This is a genomic window from Thioclava sp. ES.031, assembly GCF_002563775.1.
GTDB lineage: Bacteria > Pseudomonadota > Alphaproteobacteria > Rhodobacterales > Rhodobacteraceae > Thioclava.
In genome coordinates this window covers 855,843-871,337 of record NZ_PDJO01000001.1, presented here as the reverse complement: position 1 = coordinate 871,337, position 15,495 = coordinate 855,843, and the positions used below count along the sequence as shown (strand labels likewise).

At 66.5% G+C, this 15,495-nt stretch carries 14 protein-coding genes; 1 reads left to right on the top strand and 13 read right to left on the bottom strand.

The genetic code is table 11. The annotated features are described in order from the left end of the window. Positions 1-14: 14 nt before the first annotated feature. The 10 genes from AXZ77_RS04245 to AXZ77_RS04200 all read right to left on the bottom strand — a co-directional run bounded on the left by AXZ77_RS04245 (position 15) and on the right by AXZ77_RS04200 (position 10,739). Positions 15-935 (bottom strand): LysR family transcriptional regulator, encoded by a 921-nt coding sequence (locus tag AXZ77_RS04245; protein ID WP_098410176.1) that lies wholly within the window; start codon positions 933-935, stop codon positions 15-17. Beyond that, the gene (locus tag AXZ77_RS04240) at positions 935-1,726 is read right to left on the bottom strand and encodes a nitrilase-related carbon-nitrogen hydrolase (protein WP_098410175.1); all 792 of its coding nucleotides are present in this window, start codon (positions 1,724-1,726) and stop codon (positions 935-937) included. The genes AXZ77_RS04245 and AXZ77_RS04240 overlap by 1 nt, the downstream gene beginning before the upstream one ends. A gap of 124 nt (positions 1,727-1,850) precedes the next feature. Then, positions 1,851-2,897: an FAD-dependent oxidoreductase gene (locus AXZ77_RS04235; RefSeq protein WP_098410174.1), complete on the bottom strand. Its 1,047-nt coding sequence runs from the start codon at positions 2,895-2,897 to the stop codon at positions 1,851-1,853. Positions 2,898-2,930: 33 nt separating this feature from the next. Continuing rightward, positions 2,931-3,599, bottom strand: a complete 669-nt coding sequence (locus tag AXZ77_RS04230; RefSeq protein WP_098410173.1) for a cupin domain-containing protein — start codon at positions 3,597-3,599, stop codon at positions 2,931-2,933. Between the two features lie 153 nt (positions 3,600-3,752). Beyond that, a complete protein-coding gene (locus AXZ77_RS04225) occupies positions 3,753-5,591 on the bottom strand; it encodes an ABC transporter ATP-binding protein (protein WP_098410172.1) in 1,839 nt (612 codons plus the stop codon). Positions 5,592-5,594: 3 nt separating this feature from the next. Then, positions 5,595-6,470, bottom strand: a complete 876-nt coding sequence (locus tag AXZ77_RS04220; RefSeq protein ID WP_083078686.1) for a metallophosphoesterase — start codon at positions 6,468-6,470, stop codon at positions 5,595-5,597. A gap of 69 nt (positions 6,471-6,539) precedes the next feature. After that, positions 6,540-8,105, bottom strand: a complete 1,566-nt coding sequence (locus AXZ77_RS04215; protein WP_098410171.1) for an ABC transporter substrate-binding protein — start codon at positions 8,103-8,105, stop codon at positions 6,540-6,542. A 63-nt stretch (positions 8,106-8,168) separates the two neighbouring features. After that, on the bottom strand, positions 8,169-9,050 hold the full coding sequence (locus AXZ77_RS04210) for an ABC transporter permease (RefSeq protein WP_083078680.1): 882 nt from the start codon (positions 9,048-9,050) through the stop codon (positions 8,169-8,171). A gap of 4 nt (positions 9,051-9,054) precedes the next feature. Then, a complete protein-coding gene (locus AXZ77_RS04205; protein ID WP_078539987.1) occupies positions 9,055-9,984 on the bottom strand; it encodes an ABC transporter permease in 930 nt (309 codons plus the stop codon). Further along, the gene (locus tag AXZ77_RS04200) at positions 9,978-10,739 is read right to left on the bottom strand and encodes an HAD-IIA family hydrolase (RefSeq protein ID WP_098410170.1); all 762 of its coding nucleotides are present in this window, start codon (positions 10,737-10,739) and stop codon (positions 9,978-9,980) included. The genes AXZ77_RS04205 and AXZ77_RS04200 overlap by 7 nt, the downstream gene beginning before the upstream one ends. A gap of 167 nt (positions 10,740-10,906) precedes the next feature. Between AXZ77_RS04200 and AXZ77_RS04195 the strand changes: the two genes are divergently transcribed. Next, positions 10,907-11,809 (top strand): LysR family transcriptional regulator, encoded by a 903-nt coding sequence (locus AXZ77_RS04195; protein ID WP_218000470.1) that lies wholly within the window; start codon positions 10,907-10,909, stop codon positions 11,807-11,809. Positions 11,810-11,841: 32 nt separating this feature from the next. On the opposite strand, the gene AXZ77_RS04190 is transcribed toward AXZ77_RS04195, so the two are convergent. From AXZ77_RS04190 to AXZ77_RS04180, 3 genes are read right to left on the bottom strand one after another with little or no spacing between them, the layout of a single operon-like run. Beyond that, positions 11,842-12,807 (bottom strand): FAD:protein FMN transferase, encoded by a 966-nt coding sequence (locus AXZ77_RS04190; protein ID WP_098410169.1) that lies wholly within the window; start codon positions 12,805-12,807, stop codon positions 11,842-11,844. After that, positions 12,788-14,995, bottom strand: a complete 2,208-nt coding sequence (locus tag AXZ77_RS04185) for a PepSY domain-containing protein (RefSeq protein WP_098410168.1) — start codon at positions 14,993-14,995, stop codon at positions 12,788-12,790. Before AXZ77_RS04185 ends, AXZ77_RS04190 begins: the two co-directional genes overlap by 20 nt. Positions 14,996-15,006: 11 nt before the next feature. After that, positions 15,007-15,477 (bottom strand): DUF2271 domain-containing protein, encoded by a 471-nt coding sequence (locus AXZ77_RS04180; RefSeq protein ID WP_098410167.1) that lies wholly within the window; start codon positions 15,475-15,477, stop codon positions 15,007-15,009. Positions 15,478-15,495 lie beyond the last annotated feature (18 nt).

The following is a 15,495-nucleotide window of genomic DNA, read 5'->3' as shown; positions in this document are numbered from 1 at the left end:
AATCGAAGTATCGATCAGGGAGTGACGCTTATTTCAGCATCACGCGTGTAGACCGCCTCAAGCTCCAGGCGCATCGCCTGCGCAAGCGGCGAGGCCTCCGCGTCGGGACGCGTGATCGCCTCGAAGGGACAGCGGTAGAGAAAGCGCTCCGGCAGGATCGCGCGCAGGCGTCCCGCCTCGACCCAGCGGCGCGCGGAATGATCCGGCATGTAACCGATGAACGAGCCCGACAGGATCATCACGAGCTGCTGCTCGAGCCCCTGAGCCATCGCGGTCGTATGGGGAAAATCGCGATTGTTCCAATGATCGTCCCGCCAGTAGCTGCGCCCGACCGCGCGCATCGAACTGACGAATTCCGGTGTCAGCGCGGCATCGGGAACGGACCAGAGCGGATGGCCCTGCGCGCAGTAGAGGAAGTTCTCCTCGTCATAGAGCTTTCGGTAATTGAGCCCCGCGACCTTATGCGGGAAAGACCCGATCGCGAGATGCAGCGAGCCTTCGAGCACCCGGGTCTGGAATTCCTGCGGGGAGCCTTGCGCGAGTTCGAACCGCACGGAATGCGCGCGCCGCTCAAGCGCCGAAATCGCCTCGGGCAGCCGGAAATTCGGATCGGTGACGACGTGATCGACGAGACCAATCCGCAAGGTGCCCGAGAGCGTGCCGCGCAGGGCGGCGGTTTCGCTGACGAATTCCTCCGTCGCCGCGAGCAGCCTCACCACGGCGGCATGAACGGCTTCGCCTTTCTGGGTCAGCCGAAACCCTGCCCGACCGCGCCGGCACAGGGTCACGCCGAGGCGATCCTCCAGCGCCGTGATCTGGGTCGAAATCGTCGACTGGCTCACATTGAGTTCCGCCTGCGCCGCGGCAAACCCGCGATGTCGCACGACGGCGTCGAAGACGCGCAGAAGCCGTAGATCCGTGCCCGCGAGTTGCATCAGCCGGTCTCACCGATCGGGCAGAAATCCCGCGCCTGGGTCGAGAGGACCGCCGGGTCGTAATGCGGCTTCAGCGTCGAGAGAAGCATGGTGGGTTCGCTGCCTGCCCGCGCGAGGATCTTGCCGTCGGGCTCCATGATCACCGACAGTCCGAAATAGTCGAGATCGGCCTCGCTGCCACAGAGATTGGCATAGGCGATCGCCAGCCCATGATTGGCCGCCATAGCAGGCACGACATGTTCGCCCACATGCTCGAACGGGCGCATCGCAGCGGTCGGCACGAGAATGAGTTCCACCCCTTGCGCACGCAGCGCCGCGATATGCGGTGCGAATTCGACATCGTAGCAGATCAGGATCGCGACCCGTTTCCCGCCCAGATCGAACAGCGTGTAGCGCGACCCTTGCACGAAACGGCCGGCCTCCGCGGGTCCGAAAAGCTGGATCTTGCGATGATTGCCCAACACCTCGCCCTCGGGTGAGACACAGATCGCGGAATTGCAGAGCCCCACTTCGGCGCGCTCCGGGTAGCCAACGCAGATCGCGCAGCCCGCATCCTGCGCAAGAGGCGCGATCTTCTCCGCCATTTCCCCGACGCTCAGCGCAAGCTCGTTGAGGTCGTCGCGCTCATAGCCGGTCAGGAACAGTTCGGGAAAGACGATCACCTCGGCCCCGCCCTGCCCCGCGGCGCGGGAGGCGCGCGCGATTTCCGCGAGCGCGGCGTCGCGATCTCCCGCAACCGTCCGGCCCTGCCAGAGGGCCACGCCCATCCCGGTTTGCGCTTCGTCAGTCATCGCTTCTCTGCTCTCGTTGTTGAGGTCCTGCGGGCCAGTGTTGCCGCTCCCGAAAACGGCTGCAAGTCCGGAGCGGAGTGACGGCACTTTCAGGAGGCGCGCGCGACGACCTAGCGCGCGCCTGTCACAACCCGAGATCGCGCATCACGCGCTCCGCCGCCGCAAGCGCGCCTTCCATATAGCCGCCCATCTCGGGCGCGGTCTCCGAAGACGCGAGATGCACACGGCCCTCATGGAGTCCCCGCAGCACCGGCGGCAGGCCGTAATCGGGGTGGAACCTGAGCAGCTCGAGATCCGCCTGCGTCGCCGTTTCGGGCGCGACGGCCCAGTCTTCGAGCGCATAGGTCAGCGGCTTGGCGGCATCAGAGCCGAAGATATGGCCAAGCTGTTCAAGGGCCGCCGCTTTGACCACATCCTCCTGCCCGATCCGTGCCCGCGCCGGAACACCCAGAAAGCCGAACAGCGCCGCGGGCGTGCCGTCCGGCCCGGACGCATCGTGGATTTCCGCCAGAGGGCCGCGCTGGCTCATCGCATCGCCCGACAGCCCGGCCTCGCGCCAGAACGGTCGCTCGTAGAGGGCTACGAATTTCGCATGCCCCGCCATCCAAGTCGGGATCGCGCGGAGCGCCTGCCTCTGCGCATCGCTCAACTGCGGCGCGAAAGACATCTGCGCCGCAACGCGGGGCGGCACGGCCAGCACGACATGCTCGGCCTCGCAGGCCCGACCATCCTCGAGCGTGACCGAAGGCCCTGCCCCGATTTCGACGACACGCGACCCGGGATGAAGCTGTGCGGCGGGAAGGGCGGCCGCAAGCGCATTCGTCAGCGCGACCATCCCGCCTTCGAGACGCCACGACCCCGCCATGCTGGCAAAGCCCATATTGCGGTGAACGCCGCCGCTCGCATCTTCCAGCGACACCGCGCCGCGCGCGAACTGCTCGAACTTGCGCAGGTTCAGCGCCTCGGTTAGCGCAGCGATCCGGGGCTGCCCGGGCCAGAACCATGACGGGCCGAGATCGACGCTGCCCGTTGCGGTCTCAAGGGCCTTGATCCGACCGCCAAAGCGCGGCCGCGCCTCGAACAGTTCGAAAGAGACCCCGCGCGCGTGCAGATGCCGCGCGAGTGCCAAGCCCGCGAGCCCGCCGCCCACGATCGCGACCTGCGTCTTCATGGAAGCCTCGTCATTTTGAGAGATCGTTTTCCGTCACTGATCCGGCGCGGCAACGAAGCGCAGATGCCCCGTCTTGATCCAGAACTCGGCGCCGCCCGGGCCGGCCTGAACCTGCAGCGATTGCCCGTCAGGCAGGCGCAACCACGATCCCTCGCGCAGCGCGTCGCCGCTTTCGGACAGCGTCCCGCCCAGCACGAGCAACTCCATCCCGCCCGGATCATCGAGGGAAAGGGTCGCATTCGGCGCGAGCCGGAAATAGCGGACGATTTCACGCGCGTCGCGATGAAGCTCAGCGCACTCGACGCCCTCGTCGGTCTGGGCCAGATCGGACCGCATATCCTTGTGAAACTGATTGCGGTCGTCCGGGTCGAACTGCCAGAGCTTCACGAAGATCGTGCAGCCACCCTCCGATCCCGGCCGGTGCCGGGTCTGCGGCGGATTGCGCACGTAGGTCCCCGGCGGATAATCGCCGCTCTCATCCTGGAACACGCCTTCGAGCACGAGATATTCCTCGCCGCCGCCATGCGTATGTGCCGAGAAACTGTGCCCCGGAGCGAAGCGCACGATGCTCGTCGCCCGCGCCACCTCGTCGCCGATCCGGTCGAGCATCCGCCGCTCGACACCCGCCGACGGCGAGCCGTGCCAGTCGAGCGTGTCGGAATGAACGAGCACGCGCTCCGAGAAGTCCGCGTTGATTTCCATGTGCCCTCCGAAATATCTGGCCGCTTATCTTGCGACTGCGTGCGGAACGGCGCAACGGTCGAGCGGCAATAGTTGGGAGCTATTCTCGAAGCGCGGAATTTCAAATGCGATCGGGTCTGGCGTCAGTTCGACGGCCGGTCAGTGGCAGTACCGTTAGATCACCAAGCTCCCGACGTTTTCGCGCATCGCGGCACGCGGGACTTCTGGCGCTCCGCTTGCCATCGACTGGTAGGCCATCAGCTCGACCGTGTCGCGGATGGCCACGAAATGCCCCTCCCCGACTTCGCGCAGCGCGATGCGCTCGGGATCGGTGGCGCGCGGCAGCAGAAGCTTCGGCGTTTTCAGGTCGGCTGCGCGCTCGCGCTGGAGCGGTCTGCGCTGCGGGTCCGGATGCGGCACCGCCGACAGCAGTCGTCGGGTATAGGGATGCAACGGGTTCTTCAGAACAGTGTCGGTCGGCCCGGTTTCGACGACCTGCCCCGCCCACATCACGGCGATGCGGTGGCTGACGCGTTCGACGACAGCGATATCGTGGGAGATGAAGAGGAAAGAGACGCCCTCCTCCCGCTGCAGCTTGGCGATCAGATCGGTGATCTGGCGGGCGACCGATACGTCGAGGGCCGAGACCGCCTCATCCGCGACGATGATCGCCGGTTTGACCGAGAGCGCACGGCAAATGCAAAGCCGCTGGCGCTGTCCGCCGGAGAACTGGTGCGGATAGCGGTCCATCGCGGCGGCTTCCAGCCCGACCCGCTCCAGAAGGTCACCCGCCATCGCCCGCCGCTCGGCGCGCGTCATCGGGTTGCGGATATGGGCGGGCTCGGTGATCAGATCATAGACCGGAAGCCGCGGGTTGAGGCTGGCATAAGGGTCCTGAAAGACCATCTGCATCTTTCCGCGCAGCGGGCGCAGCTCTTGCGCCGTCAGGCCGGTCAGGGTCTGCCCGCTCAGCCGGACCCGCCCGCCAGACGCTGCCTCGAGCCCGAGCAGCGTCCGCGCCAGAGTGGACTTGCCGCAGCCGGATTCCCCCACCAGCCCGAGCGTTTCTCCGCGCCCGAGGGTCAGCGAGACCTCGTTGACCGCGTGATAATCGAGCGCAGGCCGGCCCGGAGCAGCGCGGCGCACCGGGAAACGGACCGAAAGCCGATCGACTTCGAGGAGCGGCGCATCGGCGCTGAGCGGCCGTTTCGGAGCCCCCGCGCCCAGCATCGGCGTCGCCGCCATCAGGTTGCGGGTATACTCGGCCTGCGGTGCGGCGAAGATCTGCCCGACAGGACCGGTTTCGACCTGTTCGCCGCGACACAGCACGACGACGCGGTCGGCGATCTCGGCCACCACCCCCATGTCGTGGGTGATGAACAGCACGGCCATTCCGCTCTCTTCCTGCAGCTCTTTGATCAGCGACAGGATTTCCGCCTGCGTCGTAACATCGAGCGCGGTCGTCGGTTCATCGGCGATCAGCAGATCGGGCTGGCAGGCCAGCGCCATCGCGATCATGACGCGCTGCCGCAAACCGCCCGACAGCTCGTGCGGATATTGCACCAGCCGCCGCTCGGGTTCGGGGATATTGACCCGCTCGAAGGCGGCGCGGGCCGCCGCCAGCGCCGCCTTGCGGTCCAAGCCCTGATGCAGGCGCAAGACTTCTGCCACCTGTTCGCCAAGCGGCATCACCGGGTTGAGCGCGGTCATCGGCTCCTGGAAGATCATCGAGATCCGGTTGCCGCGCACCTGCTGCATCTCGCGTTCCTCAAGCGCGGTGATCTCGACCGGCGTGTCGCCGTCGAGATCGATGCGCCCGCCGGTCAGGCGACCGCCCTCGCGTTCGATCAGGCGCATCAGCGCCAGCGCGGTGGCGGATTTGCCCGAGCCGGACTCCCCCACCAGCGCGACGGTCTCGCCGCGTGCGATGTCGAAGCTGAGCCCCGACAGCGCGGTGTGGGAGCCGAAAGCGAGGCTCAGGTTCTGGACTGACAGAAGCGGTGCGCGGCTCATGGATCAACTCGCGGCTGCGGCAGCGCGGCGGACGCGTGCCTCGGGGTGGTCGGCGAAGGACGGCAGCGGGGGCGTCCAGCGGCGATGGCGGGGGGTGGTCTCAAAGGAGAACGGATCGTCGCCCACGACCTCCCAGCGGAAGCTGTCGCCCAGTTCGATCATCCCCATCGCCCCGGCGGGCTCGCCCTCGGTGGTGAAGCTCTCGGTCAGCGATTGCTGGGTCAGATGGGTGATCCCGTCGACCGTGGTGACGGTGTTCCAATGCACGTGACCTGCGAGGCAGACGACCGGCACCTTCGCGCGAGACAGGGCGGCACGGGCGCGCTCGGCCATCGGATAGGTCGAGCTGGCCGGGTTGTTCTCGAAATAGTAGTTGCCCAGCTGCGAATGACCCGAGATCGGCACGTGGCTGACCACGAGCGTCGGACGATCGCTCGCCTGCATGGTACGCGACAGCCAGACCACATCGGGCTCGGTGAGCACGAAGCCGGAATAATCGGGCATCCGGCGGATACGCGTATCGGCGCGCCACAGGACGATGCGCCAGCCGCCGATATCGACCACCCCGTGATCGAGCGTCTGTCCGAGGATCCCTTCGTTATCCGAGACCTCCAGATGATCGCGGTCATGGTTGCCGTTGAGATGCAGGATCGGGGCCTCGACGGCGCGGAACGCCTCGGCCACCTCGGCTTCCAGCCGCAGGTCGGTGTCGCGGTTCTCATCCGAAATCCGGTCCCCGAGATCGAGCACCAGATCGGCGCCGCCGTCGCGAACGTAACGGGCGAAGTCTTCCATCAGGGGCAGCGCCATGTCGCCGCGCTTCGCGGTCGAGGGTTTGCCATGGTGGATATCAGTGACGATGGCGATACGGGTGGACATGCTGAAACTTTCCAAAGAGTTGGGGGAAGGTGCCCGCCGCCGCGCACAAGCGGCGACAGGCGGGGAGCGTTAGTTGGAGGCGAAGGAGATCGCCCCGGCGCGGAAGTCGAGCACATAGGGGATGTGGCCGGGCTTCGGCGCCCAGGCGATATCCTTGCGCATCGCCCAGCTCTCATAGGGGCGATAGAGCGGCAGCACCGGCGGGTCCTGCTTGATGCGATCCATCAGCTCGGCATAGGCGGCGCGACGATCCGCGACATCCTTGGAGAAGCGGAACTTGTCCCAGGTCTTGCGATAGGCTTCGTCGGTGGTGAAACGGCCTTCCGATTCCGAGGCCGCATCCGGGGCCCACATGACGCCGAACGAGCCGAAGGGGTCCGCGAAATACATCGGGTTCGACCAGTTGCGGGTCATCATGTCCTTGCTGTTGCCGGTCCATTTCTCGGCGACGTTCACCTTGCCCTTGATGCCGACCTGCGCCCACATCTCGACGATGGCCTGCGCGGCCAGAAGGCCGTTGGTGTAATAGACCGGGTCGGTGTCATAGGTGATCTCGAACCCGTCATAGCCAGCGTCCTTGAGCAGTTCGCGGGCTTTCTCGGGATTGTATTCGAAGGTCTTCAGTTCCGGCATGTAGAGATCGCCGTATTCCTTCATCGTGTGGGTCGAGGGAACGACGGCCTTGCCCAGCCAGAGCGCCTCGTTCAGCGCATCGCGGTCGATCGCGAGGCTGAGCGCCTGACGGATGCGCGGATCACGCAGCTTGGGATGGTTGGTGTTCATGATCATGACGTGGAACAGCGGCGTGACGCTGCCGGCGGCCTTGATGATCGGGTCGGCTTCGATCAGCGACAGCTGGTCGGGCGCGACATTGGTGATCATGTCGACTTCGCCGGTCTTGAGCGCGGTGATGCGCGAGGCGGTTTCCGGGATATGGATCACGGAGACCTTTTCCAGCGGCGCCTTGTCGCCCCAGAAATTGTCGAAGCGGGTATAGACCACGCGCTCGCCGGGGCTGAACTCGCTGATCGCATAGGGGCCGGTGCCGACCGGAGCCATCGAGAAGGCTTCGTAATCGCTGTCCTCGGCCACGTTCGGATCACCGGTCAGGCCCTTGGTGTAGTCTTCGGGGATGATCATGACCTGCTGCAGGTTCACGAGCGTTTCCCAAAGCGGCTCTTCGCGCTTCACGGTGATGCGGACGGTGTAATCGTCGACCTTCTCGGCTTTCTCGAAGTTGTTCAGACGGTCCTTCGAGCGCACCATGTAGGGCGGGAACGTGGCCTGATACATGCGGTTGAGCGAGAAGACCACGTCATCGGCGGTCATCGCTTCGCCGTTCTGGAAGGTCACGCCCTGACGGAGCTTGAACTCCATGACCTTGGGCGAAACGAGGTTCCATTCGGTCGCCAGACCGGGGCGCCATTCGCCGCCGATCTTCTCGTGATCCTTGTCGATCAGCGTGTCGAAGGTGTTGTAGTAGAACTGCGAGCCGACATTCGAGTGGTCGCGGCCGGGATCGAGATATTTGGCGACGTTGGCAGCGCCGACTTTCAGTTCGCGGGCCTGAGCCCCCGTGACGCCAGCGGCAGCGATGCCGGCGGCAAGAGCGGTGGAAACGAGCAGTCTGAGCATTGGTATCTCCATTGCAGGGTTTGACGACGGGCGCTTGCGGCCTTCTGTTCTTGTTGCGGGGTGTCAGCGTGCGCGCAGGCGCACGTCGACGCTGTCGCGTAACCAATCACCGACCACCTGGACGGCGAAGGTCAGCAAAACGATCAGCGCGGCGGGGACGATGACGATCCAGGGGGCGGTCGGCATGTAGTCGCGACCGATGCCGACCATCGAGCCAAGCGTCGCGGTGGGCGGCTGCACGCCGAGGCCGAGGAAGGACAGCGTGCTTTCGAGCAGCACGATATTCGACAGCGACAGCGTGAACTGGACCACCAGCGGCGAGACGATATTGGGCAGCAGGTGGGTGAAGGCGATGCGCCGCGGGCTGGCGCCTGCAGCACGGGCGGCCTCGATGAAGGGCAGATGCATCAGGCGGCGCACGTCTCCGCGCACGATCCGGGCATATTGCTCCCAGCCGGCGAGGCCGAGGACGATGACCATCACCTGAAGCGAGCTGCCGAAGATAGCGAGCGTAAACAGCGCGATCAGCGTGAAGGGCACCGCGATCTGGGTGTCGACCGCCGACATGATCGCGGCATCGGTGCGTCCGCCGACCACGCCTGCCAACAGACCGAGCAGCCCGCCGACGAGAAGACCCAGCAGCGCGCCGAGGATCGCCAGCATCAGCGTCAGGCGCAATCCGTGCAGGCTGCGCGACAGCACATCGCGGCCCAGCTCGTCCGTGCCCAGCGGATAGGCGACCTTCGCACGATCAAAACCGATCGGCGGGCGCAACCGCGAGAGCAGGCTCTGCGCATTGGGATCATGCGGCGCGATCAGCGGGCCGAGAAAGGCCATGAGCAAGAGGGCCAGCCCGACCGCGAAGGCGACTTTCTGGATCACGTTGGTGCCGGTCCAAAGGCGGTGTAAGGCCGAAGGCGCGGGAGTGTTGAGGGCCATGGTCATCGGATCACCCTTTGAGTTGATGGCGCAGGCGCGGATCGGCCCAGGCATAGGCAAGGTCGATGGCGGCGTTGATGAGGATGACGGCGATGGCGACGGTGATGACCCCGAACTGGAGCACCGGGTAGTCGCGCCGGATCGCCGAGGAGACGAGCAGGTCGCCGATGCCGGGCCAGGCGAAGATCGATTCCACCACCACCGAGCCGGAGGCGGCGAGCCCCGCGATCTGAAGACCGATCACCGACAGCAGCGTGATCGAGGCGTTGCGCAATCCGTGGCGCAGGATCACCGCGCGCTCGGGCAGGCCCTTGGCGCGGGCGGTGCGCATGAAGTCCTGCCCCAGCACATCGAGCATCGCATTGCGGGTGAAGCGCGTGAGCGCGGCGATCAGCACGCCCGACATCGCCAGCGTCGGCATGATGAAATGCAAAGGCGTTCCATTGCCGACCACCGGCAACCAGTTCAGCCAGTAGGCGAAGACCAAGACCATCACCACGGCGAGGATGAAGTTGGGCACCGCATAGCCGAGGAAGGCCACGACCATCGCCGCGCTGCCCAGCCAGTGTTTGCGCCAGATCGCAGCGATCATGCCCAGCGGGAGCGACACGACGAGCGTGAGCCCGATCGCCGACAGGAGGAGCTGCGCCGAGGGCCACAACCGCTCCGCCACGATCTGAATGACCGGTCGGCGCTCGATGAAGGAGAGGCCGAAATTCCCGTCGAGGAAAGCGCGCAGGAAGGCGAAGTACTGGTCCCAGAGCGACCGGTCGAGTTCGTAATAGCGGATCAGGATCTCGCGGTCCTCCTGGGTCATGCCCTCGCCTGCGAGGAAATCGATGGCGTTCCCCGACAGACGCGTGGCGAAGAACACAAGCGTGACGATGACGAAGAAGGTCAGCGCCATCCGGACGAGGGTGCGCAGGGTGTAGCTCAGCATGTCACGATCTCCTGGGCGAGGGTCACGCCACCCGGCCGGGCGAGCAGGACGAACTCGACCCCGGCGGCGGCGGCGGCCCGGCCATCTGTTTCGGGCGTGTCGCCAAGGAAGACAGCCGCGCCCGGCGCGACCCCGGCGCGGGACAGCGCGGCGTGAACCAGATCGGGGGCGGGCTTGGCGAGGCTCGATGCGGTGGCGGTGGGCACGGCGGCGCGTGCCGCGGCCCAGAGTGCGCCGGTCTCGGGTCGGGGCGTGCCGTCCGGGCCGGGATGGAACGTGTCAGGATTGCTCAGCAGCACGGGCAGGCCCCGCGCGGCCATCGCGGTGAGTTCCGTCAGGTCGGCGAAGCTGAAACCGGTGTCGCGCGCCAGAAGCACCAGCTCGGGCTGCGCCCGGTCGGGCACCAGCCCCAGCTTGCGCGCCAGCGTGACAAGCGGCGGCGCGGCGAAGAGCGCGACCCGCGCGCCGGGGCGACGGCGCTGCAGATTGCGAAGCGTTTCCTCCCCCGCCAGCACCATGCGGTCGGCAGCCACCGCGAGCCCCATCAGGCCGAGCCGGGCCGAGAGGTGCTCGGCGGTGTCGGTGGAATTGTTCGAGACGACCCAAAGCCGCTCGCCGCAGCGCTCGATCAGCTCGGGCACGCCGGGCAGCACGCGGTCCCCAGCGATCAGACAGCCATCGAGATCGGCCAGAACCGCAGCACGTTCGGGGAGCGGCCCTGACAGGAACTCGGACAATCCGACAGGCTGGGTCATGGGCAAATCCTCTCCGTTCGGGGCCTCGGCCCCGTTCGCGCGATGCGCGTCTGTTCATGCGGTGATGGGGCGTCGCCCCGGACTGCTCACGGTTTGACGAGTTTCTGTGACGTGGATGTTACATCTGCAAGCTAAGCCGTCAGATGATGAAAGCTTCGGTTGGATCTTTGGCGAGCGCCCTGTCGCTTTCCCGCCTGCGCTCGGTGACTGCGGTCGCCGAGGAGGGCTCTTTTTCGGCCGCTGCGCGCCGGTTGGGCGTGTCGCATTCCGCAGTCGCGCAGCAGATTCGCGATCTCGAGACCGCCTTCGGCGTGCGGCTGTTCGACAAGCTCAACGGAACCCTCTGTGCCACGCCGCTGTGCGAGCAGCTTTGCGATATCGGCGCCCGGATGCGCGAGGCCGAACATGACGCGCTGCGTATCCTCGAACGCCGGGGCCCGACCGGTAGGCGCAGGCTGCGCGTCGGTCTGGGCAATTCGATGCCGGGCATCGCGATCGTCCACCAGCTGCTGCGCCAGCACCCCTCGCTGACGGTCTCGGTGGAAAGCGGCTCGCATCAGGACATTCTCGCGGCCCTGCTGCGGCGCGAGGTGGATGTCGCGGTGCTGCCCGACCTGCCGAACGATCGCCGGTTCCGCACCGCGCGCGTGCTGTCGCAGGAGGTGGTGGGCATCGTCTCCGCCGACAGCCCGACCGGTTTGCGTGACGAGGTCAGTCTGGAAGAACTGGCGCGGCTGCCGCTGATCTTCCGCTCGCAGGGGTCCTCCACCCAGAAGGTCGTCGATCGCGCCTTTCGTGCGACCGGCCTGTCCCCCGAGCCGCAGCTGATCGCCGATACCCGCGATGCTGTCTATGAGGCGGTGGCGCTGGGGATCGGCGTCGGCTTCATGTGGCGCTTTGGCACTTACCGAACCGATACGGTGCGCAGGCTTTTGATCCGCGACATCCGGTCAACGGTGGACGAGGTCGTGTTCGCCCTGAAGGACGAAAGAAACGAGTTGATCGAGCTGTTCTTCAACGCCGCCAGTCAGATCGATCCGGCGGGAGCTGCGGACCCTGGCATCATCTGAGACTAGGCGCGCCGACGCCAAAGCGACGTGACCTAGACCGTCGCCACGACGCTCTCGGGAAACAGATCGCCTGTCCCAAGGCTTTTCACACTCCCATCGTCCTCGCGCATCAGGAACAGGGCGTCGAGGCCACGCTTCCTCGCAACCTCCAACCCCTTGTCCGGGCCAAGCACCATGAGCGCGGTGGCCCAGCCGTCGGCCTCGGCGCAACTGCGCGCAACCACCGTCACGGAGGCAGGCGATGCCAGCAAAGGCGCGCCGCGCACACGATCCATCGTATGCGAGAGCCTGCGCGCGCCGAGGTCGATCCAGTGCCGATAATCGCCCGAGGTCGCGACCGATGCGTTCTCGAGCGCGAGGATCGAATGCGGCGTGCGGCGCAGCGGATCGGGGCTCTCGACCGCGATCGTCCACGGGCTGCCATCCGGCTTGAGCCCCGTGGCCCGCATTTCGCCGTCGATCCCGACAAGACCGGCCTCGATCCCCTGCGCGGCGAGGGTCTCGGCAAGGCGATCCACGCCATAGCCCTTCGCGATCCCGTTCAGGTCCAGCACCACGGGTCCGCTCTTGCGCGCCCGGTCATGAACGAGCTCGAGCCATTGATCTGCGGGCTGCCGCGGCACGCTCATCGCGGCGCGGATCGCCTCGGGGGACGCATCGTCGGGACCGAAGCCCCACGCCGTGACCGCATCTCCGAGCCCGACATCGAACGCCCCGCCCGAGGCTTTGCCGATCTCCAGCCCAAGGCGCAGCACTTCGGCCAATTGCCCGGGCACCTTCACCCATTCCCCTTCCGCAGCCGCGTTGAGCCGCATCAGGTCGCTGTCGGGTTTCCAGGTGGACATCTGCGCATCCACCTCCGCAACCGCCGCCTGAAGCGCGGCTTGGATCGGCGCGGGGTCGCGCTCGGGCGGTGCGAAGAACAGGGCGGTCCAGCGGGTGCCCATGGTCGGACCGTGCAAAGCGTGGCGCAGCAGATCAGAAGATGTCTTCGACATACCGTCCCTCCGTTTTCAGTTTCGTCGCACTCAGGCCCGACGCGGCGAGGATGTCATGCAGGGCATCGGCGACACCCGCCGCCATGTCCCGCCCGCCGCACACCATGATCCGTGCGCCGCTCTGCACGAGCCGGACAAGTTCGGGGGCATCGGCGCGCATCGCATCCTGAACGTAGCGCGGTCGCTGGCCGCGCGAGACCGAGGTCACGAGCCGAGACAGACGGCCTTCGTCCTTCCACCCGCCGATCTCCTGCGCATAGAGGAAATCGCTTTGCGGATCGCGCATCCCGAAGAAGAGGTGGATCGGGCGCCGTTGCTCGTTTTCGCGCACGAAGCCCACCAGAGGGCCGATCCCCGTCCCCGCGCCGATCAGGATCAGCGGCGCGCGAGAGCGGTCCGGCCGGAAGGCGGGATTGCGCCGGACGAAGGCGCGGACGCTCTCGCCGGGTTCGAGCGCCGTCAGTTGGCCCGAACACAACCCGCCGGGATGTTTCTTGACCACGATCTCCAGAAACCCGTCGCGGTGTGACGACGCGAGCGAATAGAGGCGCGGCGTCGGCGACCCTTCCGGCAGGATCCCGATCAGGTCTCCCGCGGCAAACCGCGTGAAGCCAGCCCCCGTCAGTCGCTGCCAGAACGTGGCGCGCGGCAGGGAAAAGCGCAGGATCGACGTCGGCGCCTGCACGTCCGCCCCATAATCGCGCCGCGACTGGAGCGTGAGTTCGGTCGTGGCAGGGGGTGTCGGTTGGTGGTGCAGATCGAGCTCGATCCCGAGGACCGCGCCCAGCGCCTGCCCCCAGCGCGCGAAGGCCTGCGGCGACTGCCGGTCGATCGTGTCATAGGGCAGTAGAACCGGCCACCCCTTCGCCTCCACGGTGTCGGCAATCGTCTGGGCGTAGGCGCAATAGGCCGGGAAGCTTCGGTCCCCGAAACCAAGCACGGCAGTCGGGATATCCAGCGCATCGGAGCAGGCGTCGAGTTTCGTCAGGAAGCCTTTCGCGGAACTGGGCTCCGCCCCGTCGCCATAGGTGGCCGCGAGCACGATGATCCGATCGGCCCGGGCGTAGCGCTCGGGCGCGAAGGACGACATCGGCGCAACATGGACGCTCTGGCCCGCCGCACGGAGTGCTTCGTGCAGGGTCGCGGCAAAGCCCCAGGTGCTGCCGCTTTCGCTGCCGACAAGGAGGATCGTCTCCGCGCGCGCGGCTGGTTGGTTGGCCCGGATACGTGGGCGTCCGCGCCGTCCGGCCAGCCAGATCGTCAGGCCGGTGAGCCCCATCACCGGCACGCCCAGCGCCATGAGACCCAGCACCGCGCCAAGCAGCGCAGCCCCCTGCCCCGTATGCAGCATGTAGATTGTTTCCGAGATGCGTTGCCATGCGGTCAGGTCTGCCCAGGCGAGCACGTCGCCGGTGCCCTGATCGAGATAGCCGGTGCCGCGATCGGTCTTCAGCGTGAAAACATCGGTGGCATCGCCGTTATAGGGAAAACTCAGGCTCCGCAGTTTTGACACCGGCGTGTCGCCCAGCATCGCAAGACCGGCAAGCGGCGCGTCTGTTTGACCGCTCACCTCGGCGGGGATGCCGAGCGAACGCCCACCATCGGGGATCAGCTCGAAGGTCGAGGCCGTCATCCACAAGGAGGTAGCGGAGGAGAGAAGCAGGCCGACCACCGCGATGCGCGCGATCTCGACGTGGAGCCGACCGGCGAGCGACCCGCGCAAACGCGAGAACCAGTTCCGCCAGCCGCCGACACGCCGCGCGACGAGCAGGACGCCGGAGACCGAGAGCACCAGCATCGCGACGGAGCCCAGCGCGCTTGCAACGCGGCCGGGATCTCCGAGGAAGAGGGAGCGGTGAAGATTGGTCAGCCAACGCTGAAAGGCATTCGGATCAGCCGATGCGACGCCACGCCCCGTGGTGGGATCTATCACCGCCGCGCCGGGCTGTCCGGCTTCGAACCAGTAGGCCGTGATCCGCCCCGAGGGGGCGCGCCGGATCTGTTCGAGACCCGGATAGATCGTCTGGATGCGCTCGGCGAGGGTCGCAACGCTGAGCTCCGCCCCTGCCTGCGGTGCCGCGATCCGCTCCGCAATGGGAAAGACCGCGAGCACCGCGCCACTGAGCGCCAGCACCGTGACAAGCGCCAGGGCAAGCAGCCCCGGCCAGCGATGAAACGCGCGGATCATGGCCTGTCACCTCACATGTCGTAGGTGAAATCGGCGACGTAACGACGCCCCGGAACCGGCGTGCCCGCGCCCTCGGTCGTGAGCGGCACGGCGATCTCGTTCGGGCTGTCGCGCATGTCCTCGACCGCGGCATCGATATGCAGCGTGTAGCCGGCATCGAAGAGCGCATCCGCAAGATCGAGCGTGATCTCGAGCGTCCGGCCCGCCCCGACGCTGGCGCCGGTGATGCCGTTGATCTGCGCCGGGTCGCCCCCGGTCGCGCGAAACCAGTCGCGGAGATGCTCGTAATATTTGGACTTGCCGCCGGCCATCCAGAGGCTGCCCGCATAGGCGCCCGACGGATCGGTGACATAGAGCGCGAGATAAGCGCCGTCGCCGCCATAGTTGTTCAGCGTGGTCTTGAGCGTGACGGGCTGCGCGGATGCGAGCGCGGGAATGGTCAGAGCCGTGCTCAGCGCAAATGTTGCAAGTAGAGACTTCATTTCGGGACTCCTTGTTTT

Excerpts from the sequence above, each read along its gene's own strand:
- AXZ77_RS04205 (WP_078539987.1), bottom strand. The coding sequence starts at position 9,984 with ATGCTGAGCTACACCCTGCGCACCCTCGTCCGGATGGCGCTGACCTTC.
- AXZ77_RS04245 (WP_098410176.1), bottom strand. The coding sequence starts at position 935 with ATGCAACTCGCGGGCACGGATCTACGGCTTCTGCGCGTCTTCGACGCC.
- AXZ77_RS04185 (WP_098410168.1), bottom strand. The coding sequence starts at position 14,995 with ATGATCCGCGCGTTTCATCGCTGGCCGGGGCTGCTTGCCCTGGCGCTT.
- AXZ77_RS04200 (WP_098410170.1), bottom strand. The coding sequence starts at position 10,739 with ATGACCCAGCCTGTCGGATTGTCCGAGTTCCTGTCAGGGCCGCTCCCC.
- AXZ77_RS04240 (WP_098410175.1), bottom strand. The coding sequence starts at position 1,726 with ATGACTGACGAAGCGCAAACCGGGATGGGCGTGGCCCTCTGGCAGGGC.
- AXZ77_RS04215 (WP_098410171.1), bottom strand. The coding sequence starts at position 8,105 with ATGCTCAGACTGCTCGTTTCCACCGCTCTTGCCGCCGGCATCGCTGCC.
- AXZ77_RS04235 (WP_098410174.1), bottom strand. The coding sequence starts at position 2,897 with ATGAAGACGCAGGTCGCGATCGTGGGCGGCGGGCTCGCGGGCTTGGCA.
- AXZ77_RS04190 (WP_098410169.1), bottom strand. The coding sequence starts at position 12,807 with ATGTCGAAGACATCTTCTGATCTGCTGCGCCACGCTTTGCACGGTCCG.
- AXZ77_RS04220 (WP_083078686.1), bottom strand. The coding sequence starts at position 6,470 with ATGTCCACCCGTATCGCCATCGTCACTGATATCCACCATGGCAAACCC.
- AXZ77_RS04210 (WP_083078680.1), bottom strand. The coding sequence starts at position 9,050 with ATGACCATGGCCCTCAACACTCCCGCGCCTTCGGCCTTACACCGCCTT.
- AXZ77_RS04225 (WP_098410172.1), bottom strand. The coding sequence starts at position 5,591 with ATGAGCCGCGCACCGCTTCTGTCAGTCCAGAACCTGAGCCTCGCTTTC.
- AXZ77_RS04180 (WP_098410167.1), bottom strand. The coding sequence starts at position 15,477 with ATGAAGTCTCTACTTGCAACATTTGCGCTGAGCACGGCTCTGACCATT.
- AXZ77_RS04230 (WP_098410173.1), bottom strand. The coding sequence starts at position 3,599 with ATGGAAATCAACGCGGACTTCTCGGAGCGCGTGCTCGTTCATTCCGAC.